Origin of the sequence: Hymenobacter sp. DG01, assembly GCF_006352025.1 — a bacterium.
In the GTDB taxonomy this organism is placed as follows: Bacteria; Bacteroidota; Bacteroidia; order Cytophagales; family Hymenobacteraceae; genus Hymenobacter.
The window spans coordinates 1,840,189-1,852,656 of record NZ_CP040936.1 but is presented as its reverse complement, the minus strand read 5'-3'; the positions used below and the strand labels follow the sequence as shown (position 1 = coordinate 1,852,656).

The window sequence follows — 12,468 nt, the reverse complement described above, 5'->3', positions numbered from 1 at the left end:
TTCAACGGCTGCCGGGGGGTAGGCGGGAGGCGGCAGCTTCGTCCAGAAACCAGTGCAGCTCACCAGAAGCGGGGGCAATGAGCTGGGCCGGGTACTCGTCGATGTTCCGTTCCCCGGTCAGGATGTGTTGCACCGCCGCCGCCTTGTCAGCTCCGTAAACTAGGAATACTGTTGTCTGGGCCAGATTTAGCAGCGGGGCGGTGAGGGTGATGCGGTAGGCCTGTTTTTCCTCCACAAACACCTCCCGCGCGCCCACGGTGGCGTCGTGCAGCACGGGCGTGTGCGGGAATAGGGAGGCCGTGTGGGAATTATCTCCCAGCCCCAGCAATACCAGATCAAAGCGGGCTTCTGCCTGACCAAAGAACTGCTCGATGGTTTGAGTGTAGTGCTGGGCTGCTTCGGCCGGGGTTAGGGCCGTATCCACAGCAAACACCTGGGCTGGTGCAATGCCCAGCGGCTCCAGCAGGGCCTCGCGGGCCATGCGGTAATTGCTGTCGGCATCCGTGGGCGGCACGTAGCGCTCATCCCCAAAGAAAAAGAACACCTTCTCCCAGGCTACCCGACCGCGGTACTCCTCAGAAGCCAGCAGCTCGTAGAGCTTCTTGGGCGAGCTCCCACCCGACAACGCCACAGAAAAGCGGCCGTGCGCCTGTATAGCCCGGGCGGCCAGCTCCACGAAGAAATCGGCTAGGTGGTCCAGGCTTTCGGCGGGGGTAGGGAAGATGTGGAGGCTGCTATTTCTTGCCATGGAGCGGGAGCGTAAACCAGTGGAATCCGTCGCGGGCAATGAGGGCCTCGGCCACCTCTGGGCCCCAGGAATCGGCGGAATAGTTGGGGAAGTTCTGGCTGGTGCGGTGCTGCCAAGAGTTCAGAATGGGCATAATCAGGTCCCAGGCGGCTTCTACCTGGTCGCCGCGCATGAACAGGGTCTGGTCGCCGAGCATGGTATCCAACAGCAGGGTTTCGTAGGCTTCGGGCGCCTGGTTGGTGTAGGTGCCCTGGTAGTCGAACACCATGTCCACGGTATTAAGCATCATATCCAGGCCGGGGCGCTTGGCCTGCACCTGCAGCCGGATGCTCATCTCGGGCTGAATGCTGATAATGAGCCGATTCTGCTGCCAGCTTTCCGCCGTTTCAGCCGGGAAAATGCGGTGGGGCACGTCGCGGAACTGAATGGTGATGACGGAAGCCGAGCGGTGCAGGCGCTTGCCCGTGCGCACGTAAAACGGCACACCCTGCCAGCGCCAGTTGTCCACGAAAAACTTCACGGCCGCGAAGGTTTCGGCGTTGGAGGTGGGGTTGGCGCCGGGCTCCTCGCGGTAGCCGGGCACCTGCTCGCCTTCCATCCAGCCGGCTCCGTACTGCCCCCGCACCGCTGATTCGCGCACATCCTCGGGGGCGAAGCGGCGCATGGCCCGCAGTACATCAACCTTGCGGTTGCGCACCTCATCGGCGGTAAAATCGACGGGCGGCTCCATGGCCACCAGGCACAGCAGCTGCAGCAGGTGGTTCTGAATCATGTCGCGCAGGGCGCCGGCCCCGTCGTAGTAGCCGCTCCGCTCGCCTACCCCCAACTGCTCCGTCACCGATATCTGCACGTGCTCAATGTAGTTGCGGTTCCAGAGGGGCTCCAGCAGGGCGTTGGCAAACCGGAAGGCCATGATGTTCTGCACGGTTTCCTTGCCCAGGTAGTGGTCGATGCGGTAAATCTGGCGCTCGGTAAAATGGCGGCCCAGCAGCTGGTTCAGCTCCCGCGACGATTCCAAATCGTGCCCGAATGGCTTTTCGATGACAATGCGCGTGCGGTCGGCATCGGTGGCCAGCTTGCTCTGGGCAATGTTTTCGGCAATGATGGGGAAGAACTCCGGCGCCACGGCCAGGTAGTAAATGATGTTGGCCGGCGCGCCCCATTCTTTCTGGTAGGCACTGATGCGCTTGTCGAACTGCTGGTAGGTAGCGGCGTCCTTCACATCGGCGGCCTGGTACACCACATGTTCGGCAAACGCGGCCCAGGTCTTTTTATCGGCCTTGCCCGTGCGCGAAAACTGGTTGATGCCCTCCAGTAGCCGGGTGCGGAACTGTTCATCAGAAAGCGCCGTGCGGCCCGTCCCGATGATGGCAAACTGCCCGGGCAGCCACCCATCCAGAAACAGGTGGTAAAGGGCCGGGGCCAGCTTACGGGCGTTCAGGTCGCCGGTGCCGCCAAAAATGACGAAAATGGTAGGGGAAAGCTGTGGTTTGGCGCTCATGCGAAGAAGGTCAGGGGAGTAGATAAATCAAAAGGCCGGAGCTTACTGGTTGGGCTGTACCTGGCGCTCTTGCTTATTTTCCTCGCCTACATGGATATCCTGCTTGTTGGCGGCGTCTTCGTGCTCGGGCGTCCATTGAGTATGGAACAGGCCTTCTTTACCGATCAGCTCGTAAGTATGCGCCCCGAAATAGTCGCGCTGGGCCTGGATGAGGTTGGAGGGTAGGCGGGCGGTGCGGAACGAGTCGAAATAGCTGAGGCTGGCGGCGTAGGCGGGCACAGCCAGGCCGGCCGTTATGGCTCCGGCTACTACGGTGCGGGCACCGGGCACGGCCTGCTGCACCAGTTTTGCTACCCCCTCATCGAGCAGCAAGTGCTCCAGCTCGGGAGCCTGCTGGTAAGCGTTATAGATGTCGTTCAGGAAACCGGAGCGGATGATGCAGCCCCCGCGCCAGATGCGGGCAATGCTGGCCAGCTGCAGATTGTAGCCGTACTCTGCCGAGGCCTTCGAGAGCAGGTGCATGCCCTGGGCGTAGGTAATTACCATGCTGAAGTAGAAGGCTTCCTCCAGCTGGGTCAGAAAAGCCTCCTTATCGGTTTCCTGGCCCTGAGAGGGGGTAGGGTATTGTGCCGCCAGCTTCTCGCGGAGGGCTTTGTACTTGGAGAGGTTGCGCAGGGCCACGGCCGTATCGATGGTAGAAAGCGGCACTTCCAGGTCCATGGCTACCTGCGAGGTCCACTTGCCGGTGCCCTTGGAGCGGGCCTCATCCCGGATATCGTCGAGGAGCAGGTGGTCGGTGCCGGGCGCCCGGAAGGCGAAGATGTCCTTGGTAATATCGAGCAGGAAGGATTGCAGGCGGCCGGCGTTCCACTGCGCAAATACCCGCCTGATGGCGTCGTTATCGAGGCCCAGACCTTGCTTGAGTATCCCGTAGGTTTCAGCAATGAGCTGCATCAGGCCGTACTCGATGCCGTTGTGCACCATTTTCACGAAGTGACCCGCCGCGCCGGGGCCGATGTAAGTCACGCAGGGCTCGCCGCCTACCTGGGCGGCAATGGCCTCGAACATGGGTTTCATCACCTCGTAGGCCTGCTGGTCGCCGCCGGGCATCATGCTGGGACCGAAGCGGGCACCTTCTTCTCCGCCGGAAATACCCATGCCGAAAAAGTGCAGCCCCGCCGCTTCCAGGGCGGCCGCGCGGCGGTCGGTGTCGGTGAAGTGGGAGTTGCCCCCGTCGATGATGATGTCGCCGGCCGTGAGCAAGGGCCGCAGCTCCTCAATTACGCTATCCACAATTTTACCGGCCGGCACCAGCAGCATAATGGAACGGGGCGTCTGCAGACTCTGCACGAAATCCGTCAGCTCCGCGAAGCCCCGTACCGGCAGACCCGCCCCTTCCTCCGAGAGCAGACTGAGTTTGCTGGCATCTTTGTCGTAGCCGGCCACGGCAAAATCATGGTTGGCCAGGTTCAACAGCAGGTTGCGGCCCATGGTGCCCAGGCCAATCATGCCAAACGAATACGTAGTTGGCGTTGCGCTCATCGGAAGGTAGTTTTCAGGGTGAAGACGTAGCTAAAGGAAAGGCAGGAAAGTCCGGCAGCCCATTGGCTACCTGTTCCGGATTCATCTAGCTCAACTTAAACTTGAGGCATAAGGTTATGGCTGGCTTGTTCTCTGGCCTGATACGGGAGACTAGGAGTAGATGCATTTCTACCCTGCCTGCGCCTACCCCTTTCTCAAAGTTGAACTTATCTTGGGCCAGTATTCCTCCGGAGCGGGCCATTCGCTCCGACTGTTACCGTTGGGATGCCGTAAGCGCATAAGCGCCTCTTGGCAATGCTTTTCGCCTCAATCCTTCCAGCTCTTCTATGTCTATAGCTCAGGTGATTATTGTAATGGGGGTGTCCGGCTCGGGCAAATCCACGGTGGGCTCCTTGCTGGCCCGGCGGCTGCAGGTGCCTTTTCATGATGCCGATGACTTTCACTCTCCCGCCAACATCGCCAAGATGGCCGGCGGCACCCCACTGACTGATGAGGACCGGAAAGGTTGGCTGAAGGCTTTATCGGCCGGTATTCGGGAATGGAGCCAGAGCGGTGGCGCGGTGCTAGCCTGCTCGGCCCTGAAGGAAAGCTACCGGCAGCAGCTGATGGCCGGCGGCCCCGTAACGTGGGTGTTTCTGGATGGCTCGGAGGAACTGGTGCGGCAGCGGCTCACCAACCGGGAAGGTCACTACATGGGCTCGGCGCTACTGTCCTCCCAGTTTGCCGCCCTGGAAAAACCCACCTACGGCCTGCGCCTGCCCATCGACGACACTCCCTCGGACCTGGTCAACCAAATAGTAGCCTATCTGGAGCAGGAAAAAGGCAGTGCCCGCTAACCGGAAGCCACTCGCCACATGACATTCCTGATTCTTCTGGTAGCCATTCTGGTGCTGATTGGGCTCATCAGCTGGGCCAAAGTGCACGCATTTCTGGCCTTTTTGCTGGTGACGATAGGGGTAGGGCTGGCCTTCGGGTTGGCGCCGGGCCCCTTAATGGCTGCCATCTACCAGGGCCTCGGCGATACGCTGGGCTCGGTGCTGCTGGTGATTGTGCTGGGGGCCATGCTGGGCAAGCTAGTGGCCGAAAGCGGTGCCGCCCAGCAGATTGCCGCCGTCCTGATTTCCGCGTTCGGCACGCGCCACATCCAGTGGACGATGATGGTGGCGGGCTTTATCATTGGTATTCCGCTGTTCTATAATGTGGGCTTCGTGCTCATGATTCCGCTTATCTTCTCGGTGGTGTATAAGTACCAGCTGCCGGCCGTGTACGTGGGCCTGCCCATGCTGGCCTCCTTGTCGGTGATGCACGGGTTCCTACCCCCGCACCCGTCGCCAACCGCCTTGGTAGCCCAGTTTCACGCCAACCTGGGCCTCACGTTTCTCTACGGGCTGCTCATTGCCATTCCAGCCATCATTCTGGCCGGGCCGGTGTACGGCCGCACCCTGCGAGGTATCGTGTCGGTGCCTTTGGCTAGTTTTCAGGTAGAATCCTTGCCGGAAAGCGCTCTGCCTGGCAAGCTGAATAGCTTCCTATCGTCGTTGCTGCCGGTGCTGTTGCTGGTGGGTGTGCTGGGCTTGAAGGCCGTGCTACCCCCCAACAACGCCCTAACCCCCGCCCTGGCGTTCCTGGCCGAGCCGGCTGTGGCTATGCTGGTGTCGGTGGGGGTAGCCACTTTCAGTTTGGGCACGGCCCTGGGCAAACCGCTGCCGGCCGTGATGGAGGCGTACTCGGCCTCTATTAAAGATGTGGCCCTGATTCTGCTCATCATTGCCGGTGCAGGCGCCCTGAAGCAGGTGCTGGTAGCCAGCGGCGTCAGTGCCGATTTGGCGGCCGGGCTGCAGGGCACCGGGTTACCGCCTCTGCTGCTAGGCTGGCTGATTGCGGCCGTCATCCGGGTGTGCCTGGGCTCAGCTACCATTGCCGGCCTCACGGCGGCCGGGGTTATGCTGCCCACTGTAGCGCAGGCCCACGTCAACCCGAACCTGATGGTGCTGTCCATTGGGGCCGGCAGTCTGGTTTTGTCCCACGTGAATGATGCGGGCTTTTGGCTGTTCAAGGAGTACTTCAACCTGAGCGCGCGCGACACGTTTCGCTCCTGGACCATGATGGAAACCATCGTGTCGGTGGTGGGGCTGGCGGGGGTGCTACTGCTCGACTGGATACTGGCCGCCTGAGAAAAACCAGGCTCAGGCTGTGCGAGTTGTTTCTGAAATACTATATATTTGCAGCATCATGCTGAACCTAACCGCGAAGTGCTTTAACCTGATGAATATTCGCCCCGTGCAGGGCGAGGTCGGGCCTCTTTGCGAACATGGAAGGTAGCAGCACAGTATGACACTTCTCTGAAAATCAAGCAAAAGCCCGACTCCGAAACAGGAGCCGGGCTTTTTTTCTGCCCTATAACCGGCACATTCTCATGGTACAGCAACACTACGACCAGTACACCGCCCAGGACCAGTTGGTTTGGAAGGTATTGTTCGATCGGCAAACGGCCCTGCTGCATAAGCGCGCCTGCTCGGCCTTCGGGCAGGGGCTGGCAGCGGTAGGCTTTCACCGCAATGCTATTCCCAACTTCGAGGAAGTAAACCAGCGCCTGCAGAAAGCTACCGGCTGGCAGCTGGAACCCGTGCAGGGTGCGCTGAATGATGCTGACTTCTTCGGGCTGCTGGCCCAGCGCAAGTTTCCAGCTACCGTCTGGATCCGGTCCATGGAGCAATTCGACTTCATTGAAGAGCCCGACTTGTTCCACGGCGTTTTCGGGCACGTACCGTTGCTGATGGACCAGGCCTTTGCCGATTTTCTGCACTTCCTGGGCCAGGTGGCCGCCCGTCACCTCCACGATGCCGTGGCGCTGCAGCGGCTGGAACGGCTGTATGGCTTCACGGTGCAGTTTGGTCTGGTAGAGGAGCGCGGCGAAACTCGCATGTACGGCGCCGGGCTGCTCTCCTCCTCCGGCGAAATCCACCATTGCATCAGCGACGTTACCCGCCGTCACCCCTTCGACCTGGCCACGGTGCTACACACGCCCTACAGCGAAGCCCATTTGCAGGAGCAGTACTTTGTGCTCAACAGCTGGGACCAGCTCACGGAAAGCGTTGCCGACCTAGCCGCTCTGTTCTCCTCTGGCTGGCAGCTGCAGCCCGTGGAGTAGGTTCAGGAAAACAGGAGGGGTAGGGGCTTGAATGATTTTCGAGTAGGTCACACAAAATCGATTTGGGCTTCTACCTTGGGGCATGCCTTTCCTGTTGCGTGTTGTTTTAGTGCTGCTTTTTTCAGTTCTACTGATAGCATGGCTAACCTCAGGCTTTCATTTGCCCGTTGTCGTAGAGCACCTGTTAGGTTGGCTATTCATCCTCTTCGTAATAGGATGGCCTGTTTTTTTGTCCCTCCTCTTCATTCTCCTCAGTTTTGGGCTTTGGGGAATACTTAAGAGGCTGCGTAGGCGCTAGCATTATCAACATCACTTAATAACATACAGTAGTTTGTATAAGCCACTTTGGTTTGATTGGGCCTGGTTTTGTGCGATACTATGTTCCGCTATCGAATCTGCCTGATGTTGTTCGAGTAAATGTCTTGGTGGCAAAGTGCCAGCAAGAGTGAACCGCGAACTACGGCTCAGCTTAATCTTGCTGGTTTCGTTTCCTGTCTTACATTTGCTCCCATGCTGTTGACCTCGCGCTATTACGCCTACGCTTATTACGCTCCCCACCGGAGCGGAGCGGCCACGGCGTGTCAGCGAGGATAGCAACTTTTCCTACCGACACTTTTCAAAAGCCTGCTTCCGCTTCGTGCGGAGGCAGGCTTTTTCTTTTTCACCCCAATTTCTCGTTTCAGATGATGACTTCTCTGATTGCTCCCGTTGCTTCCGCCGCCCTGCCCCTCCTGACCCAGGACTATAGCCGCTACACCGCCGCCGACCAGCACGTATGGCAGCTGCTCTTCGACCGACAGCTGGCCTTACTACCTGGTCGGGCCGCCGATGCCTTTCTGGAAGGGGTAGGATAGGTGGGCTTTACCCGCGACAGAATCCCGGATTTTCGGGAGGTGAACCCGCGCCTGCGGGAGCTGACGGGTTGGGAGCTGGTAGTAGTGCCCGGCCTCGTGGACGACGCGGAGTTTTTTGGGCTTCTGGCCCAGCGCAAGTTTCCGGCCACTACCTGGCTGCGCAAGCTGGAGCAGCTCGATTACCTGGAGGAGCCCGACATGTTTCATGATGTATTCGGGCACGTGCCGCTGCTGACAAACCCCGGATTTGCGGAGTTTCTGCAGCAACTGGGCGAGGCGGCTCAGCACCACGCTAACCGCTGGCCCGGCACTTTGGAGCTGTTCACGCGGCTGTACTGGTTCACGGCCGAGTTCGGGCTGGTGCAGCAGCCCGATGGCCTGCGCATCTACGGGGCTGGGTTGCTGTCCTCGCACGGCGAAGTGAAATTCAGCCTGGGCGAGCAGCCTACCCGCCTCCCGTTCACCCTGGACGGCGTGCTGGACACGGCCTTCGAGAAAGATAAATTTCAGGAGCTATACTTCGTGCTGGAAGATATGCAGCAGTTACCCCAGGCCCTGCAGCAACTGCAGGCCCGGCTGGTAGAATAAGTGCATGAGTGAAGTAGTGAAGTGTCATGGCGAGGGCACCGAAGCCATCCTTCCTGAGCAAATTGCTACCCCTTATGATGTGACAAGCCCTTACCTCCGTGCTGGAAGTAAGGGCTTGTCTGTTTAGCAGGCTTATCACAGGTAGAGAGGAAGGATGGCTTCGCTATCCTCGCCATGACACTTCACTAAGTTACTTAATAGCGCCAGCCCAGGCGGCGGTAGATGAAGTGCAGCAGCCAGAGCGGGCCGATGAGCAGAAACTGCAGGTCTTTCAGGAAGGAAGGCTTTTTGCCCTCCACTTTGTGTCCCCAGAACTGCCCAATCCAGGCCAGCACGAACACCAGCAGGCACACGGCCCAGAGAGGTAGCACGGCCACCGCATCAACCACCCGCAACAGGGCCGCCATCAATACCCACACCAGCACCATGCCCAAAGCCAACCGGCCCGAAAGGCGCAGGTAGTAGGCCACGGCCAGCACCATCACCACCGTGGCCCAGTTCAGCCACGGGCTGATGGCGCGCAGGTCCGCCGGCACCGGAATCGACCAGAGCAAGCCCAGAATCGAGAACATAATCAGGGGCACGCACACCCAATGCACCAGCTTGTTGGTGGGGTTCTGGTGGCTTTCGCCGTACTCATCAAGCAGGTTTTGGACGGGAGAAGGGGTAGGAACTTCCATAGGACAGGCAGGAAAATGGAGCAGCCAAAAGATACAGATTTGGCTGGGTTTAGCTACTCTGCTACCCCTATCATTCCGAGTGAAGCGAGGAATCTGAGTTACCCGCTTCAGGCGGATCCAGATTCCTCGCTTCACTCGGAATGACAAAAAGGCGGCCCAAACAGGCCGCCTTTTTTACACTAGACACAATCCGTGAAATCCGACAAATCTGTCTAAATCCGTGATTTATTTGAGTTTGAGGTTTTTCTTGAGGTAGGCGACGGAGGCGGCGTGAGCGTCTTCGGCGAAGGGCTTGTTGTACTTGGGGTTCGAGGGGTTGGCGAAGGCGTGGTCGGCGTCGTAGGCCTTCACCGTCAGGCCTTTCTTGGCGGCGGCCATGTCTTTCTCGAACTGAGTTACTACCTCCTGGTTGATCCACTTGTCCTGCTTGGCAAAGACGAAAAGCACGTCGGTGTTCAGGGTTTTGAGCTTGGCGACATCCTTTTCGGGCATGCCGTAGTAGGCCACGCAGCCCTTGGCTTTGGGGCCGGCCAGCAGGGCCGTCTGGATGCTCCAGCCCCCACCGAAGCACCAGCCGATGCTGGCTACCTGCGCTTTCGGACCGGCGTAGAGCAGGGCTCCTTTGATGATGGCCTGAGCCCGCTCGGTTTTCACGCCTTGCATGAGCTTGCCGGCCTGATCGGCGTCGGTAGCTACCTGTCCATCGTAGAGGTCGAGGGCAATGACGTTGACGCCAGGCAGTTCCTTGGCGAAGCGGGCCGCTTCCTGCTTGATGTAGTCGTTGAGGCCCCACCACTCATGTATTACCAGCAGATACTTATCGGAGCGGATGTTGCTCTTGATTTCAAAGGCTTTGCTGCTTTGGCCGTCGGTGGTTTTAAACTCCACCATTTCGCCGGTTCCCTGGTAGGAGAAGGGTAGGGGCGCGTCGTGGCCGCCCGAAAAGTCTTCATTAGAAGCCAGCATGGCGAATACCTCGGTGGCGTTCGGGCCAGCCGCTGGTTTGGCACAGCAGCTCAGGGTTTGGGCCGAAGCCATGGACACCACGCTCAGCAGCGCGGCACAAAGAGTCCAGAGTTTTTTCATGGATGTGGGTGAGGAGAAATGTGGTAAAAGAAGCAGTCCGGCGGCACTCATGTAACTACATGAGTGCCGCCGGACTGCTTAAACTACTGCGGAGCCGTTTGGTTTTGGAGTTCGAGCGTTAGGCTGTTTGTCATTCCTCGTCTCTGCTTGATACGCAGAATGCTCGGAATGACAATAAAAGGTGCTCATCCATGCTAAGCGGTCCGCACGAAAGCCTGCAGCTCAGTCAGCAAAGCGTAGAGTCCCACGTAAGTGCGGTTAAGGTAAATGAAGTGCTCGGAGCCGCGAGGCTCGCGCTGCTGGCGTAGCTCGGGCTGCTGCATGAGGTCGTCGCCGAGGGCGTAGAGGCTCTGCAGATACGCCGGGTCGCCGAAGTCGAAGGTAGGCTGGCGGAACGGACGGCCTACCAGCTCCAGGGAGGCCTGCATGGTGCGTACGTAAAACGTGCGCTGCGCTTCCGGATCCTGGGGTTTTACTACCCCCGCCTGGGTCAGCAAAGTGGTTAGGCGGGCTTCGTCGGCCAGGGTTTCGGGGGCGAGCAGGGCAGTGAACAGGCCGTGCACGTCGGCCGGAATTTCCTTTACGCAGCCAAAATCCAGCACGCCTACCGTACCGCCGTTATCAGCCCGCAGCAGAAAGTTGCCGGGGTGGGGGTCGGCATGCACCTGGCGCAGGGTGTTCAGCTGGAACATGTAGAAGTCCCAGAGGGCCTGGCCCAGTTGGTTGCGCACCTCCTGGCTGGGGTTGGTGGCCAGAAACTCCTTGAGGTGCTGGCCGGGCAGCCAGTCCATCGTTAGGATGCGTTGGGCGGACAGCTCGAGGTAGTAGGCAGGGAACTGCAGATTAGCCAGGCTGGCGCAGGCGGCCGCAATCTGCTGGCCGCGCCGCAGCTCCAGGGCATAGTCGGTTTCCTCAATCAGCCGGGTTTCCACTTCCTGCATGTAAGGGCGCACGGTGGCTTCATCGAGGCCCAGCACGCGCAGGGCAATGGGCTTCACCAGCCGGATATCGGAGCGGATACTGTCGGCCACGCCGGGGTACTGCACCTTCACGGCCAGGGTGCGGCCGTGTTTTTCGGCCCGATGCACCTGCCCGATGCTGGCCGCCTGTCGGGCGTTGAGGTCAAACGTATCAAAGACCTCAAACGGCGACTTCCCGAAGGCATCCCGAAACGCCTTCACCACCAGTGGCCCCGACAGCGGTGGCGTCTGGTACTGGGCCTGGGCAAACTGCTCGGCGTAGGCCGTGGGCAGAATGTTCTTTTCCATGGCCAGCATCTGGGCCACTTTCAGCACCGAGCCTTTCATCTCACTTAGAGCGCCGTAGAGTTCCGTCGCGTTGGCCTGGTGTAGGTCGGCGGTGGAGCTATCGGCCCCTACAGCGCGCTTGGCGTAGTGCTTCACGTAGTTGGCGCCCACGTTGAGGCCGGTTTTGGCGAAGCGGGCCGCCCGGGCGACTTTGGTGGTGGGAAGGGAATTGAGCGGGGTATTCTCGGCGGAATCAGCCATAGGAAAGCGGCCAGTGGGTAGCTAGTAGGCAGAAATTCAGGCCGGAAAAGACTCTTGTCAAGGAAGATCCTTCGGCAGCCCGATGAAATAAGGAATAGAAAACGTGGCTAGCCGTATCATGGGCTGGCCCGTAGCTAGCGACGATTCTGCACCAGAAAGCGCACAAAATCGGTGGCTGAGTCGAAGGTGTTGCGGCCTACCAGATCGAAGCTCAGCGTAACGGCCTTCTCAATGGCGGCATCCGTGCGCTCAAAATTCACGGACTCGTCGCGGGCGAAGAAGCCCAGTACGAACAGCAGTTGCTGCCAGAAAAAGCGGGGGTAGGTGTTTTCGATAAGCGGACGGGTAGCAATTTCCCCGCTTTGCCGTCCTTCCCGCAGGATATTTGTCACGAACTCCTCAAACTCCTGGCGCAACCCATCGAGTACGCGCGGGGTGAGGCCGGGCATGCGGTGCAGGGAGCGGCGCAGGGCCTGCAGGGCAAAGCTGCGGTTGCGCTTCAGCACTTCGAGCAAGGTGTAGTAAAAGCCCAGCAGCTTCTCGCGGGCGCCATACTCCGCCCACACGGGTTCTTTGGAGGCAATGTCGTAGGCCTCCCGACCAAAATCGGCCCACAGCTCCCGGTCGAGCACGTCGAAGTTGGCGTAGTAGCGGTAGAATTCCTGCTCCGGCAGGCCCAGCTTTTTGGTCAGCTTGAACACCGACGCCGGGGGCGTACCCTTACGCAACACGTAATCGAGGTAGGCTTGTTTGATGCGGTCCTTTTCCATGACTTTATAACCGCTAGAGGGGGTAGGAAGTTGCTCAGCA

Annotated in this window: 12 protein-coding genes; 5 read left to right on the top strand and 7 right to left on the bottom strand. The window is 59.5% G+C overall.

Features of this window, described 5'->3' with window-relative positions:
• Position 1: 1 nt before the first annotated feature.
• The 3 genes from pgl to gndA are packed head-to-tail and all read right to left on the bottom strand — an operon-like array spanning position 2 to position 3,791.
• The gene (gene pgl / locus FGZ14_RS07920) at positions 2-748 is read right to left on the bottom strand and encodes a 6-phosphogluconolactonase (protein ID WP_139923059.1); all 747 of its coding nucleotides are present in this window, start codon (positions 746-748) and stop codon (positions 2-4) included.
• The gene (gene zwf, locus FGZ14_RS07915) at positions 735-2,249 is read right to left on the bottom strand and encodes a glucose-6-phosphate dehydrogenase (protein WP_139923057.1); all 1,515 of its coding nucleotides are present in this window, start codon (positions 2,247-2,249) and stop codon (positions 735-737) included. The genes pgl and zwf overlap by 14 nt, the downstream gene beginning before the upstream one ends.
• 42 nt (positions 2,250-2,291) lie before the next feature.
• Positions 2,292-3,791, bottom strand: coding sequence for an NADP-dependent phosphogluconate dehydrogenase (gene gndA / locus FGZ14_RS07910; RefSeq protein WP_139923055.1), 1,500 nt, complete (start codon positions 3,789-3,791; stop codon positions 2,292-2,294).
• Between the two features lie 326 nt (positions 3,792-4,117).
• Here gndA and FGZ14_RS07905 point away from each other — a divergent pair, with 326 nt between their 5' ends.
• From FGZ14_RS07905 to FGZ14_RS07890, 5 genes are all read left to right on the top strand, one after another.
• The gene (locus tag FGZ14_RS07905; protein WP_219601074.1) at positions 4,118-4,627 is read left to right on the top strand and encodes a gluconokinase; all 510 of its coding nucleotides are present in this window, start codon (positions 4,118-4,120) and stop codon (positions 4,625-4,627) included.
• A gap of 18 nt (positions 4,628-4,645) precedes the next feature.
• On the top strand, positions 4,646-5,965 hold the full coding sequence (locus FGZ14_RS07900) for a gluconate:H+ symporter (protein WP_139923053.1): 1,320 nt from the start codon (positions 4,646-4,648) through the stop codon (positions 5,963-5,965).
• Positions 5,966-6,207: 242 nt separating this feature from the next.
• On the top strand, positions 6,208-6,942 hold the full coding sequence (locus FGZ14_RS07895; RefSeq protein ID WP_139923050.1) for a phenylalanine 4-monooxygenase: 735 nt from the start codon (positions 6,208-6,210) through the stop codon (positions 6,940-6,942).
• A 683-nt stretch (positions 6,943-7,625) separates the two neighbouring features.
• Positions 7,626-7,796, top strand: a complete 171-nt coding sequence (locus tag FGZ14_RS22240; RefSeq protein WP_308217173.1) for a hypothetical protein — start codon at positions 7,626-7,628, stop codon at positions 7,794-7,796.
• The gene (locus FGZ14_RS07890) at positions 7,797-8,384 is read left to right on the top strand and encodes a phenylalanine-4-hydroxylase (RefSeq protein WP_308217172.1); all 588 of its coding nucleotides are present in this window, start codon (positions 7,797-7,799) and stop codon (positions 8,382-8,384) included.
• A 194-nt stretch (positions 8,385-8,578) separates the two neighbouring features.
• Here FGZ14_RS07890 and FGZ14_RS07885 read toward each other — a convergent pair whose 3' ends face one another.
• From FGZ14_RS07885 to FGZ14_RS07870, 4 genes are all read right to left on the bottom strand, one after another.
• The gene (locus FGZ14_RS07885; protein WP_139923048.1) at positions 8,579-9,064 is read right to left on the bottom strand and encodes a DUF962 domain-containing protein; all 486 of its coding nucleotides are present in this window, start codon (positions 9,062-9,064) and stop codon (positions 8,579-8,581) included.
• 225 nt (positions 9,065-9,289) lie between these two features.
• Complete coding sequence (locus FGZ14_RS07880; protein ID WP_257883373.1) at positions 9,290-10,150, bottom strand: dienelactone hydrolase family protein; 861 nt, start codon at positions 10,148-10,150, stop codon at positions 9,290-9,292.
• Between the two features lie 194 nt (positions 10,151-10,344).
• Positions 10,345-11,658 carry an AarF/ABC1/UbiB kinase family protein gene (locus FGZ14_RS07875; protein ID WP_139923045.1) on the bottom strand — a complete coding sequence of 438 codons (1,314 nt, stop codon included), beginning with the start codon at positions 11,656-11,658 and terminating at the stop codon, positions 10,345-10,347.
• A gap of 134 nt (positions 11,659-11,792) precedes the next feature.
• A complete protein-coding gene (locus tag FGZ14_RS07870; protein ID WP_139923043.1) occupies positions 11,793-12,428 on the bottom strand; it encodes a TetR family transcriptional regulator C-terminal domain-containing protein in 636 nt (211 codons plus the stop codon).
• Between the last annotated feature and the right edge of the window lie 40 nt (positions 12,429-12,468).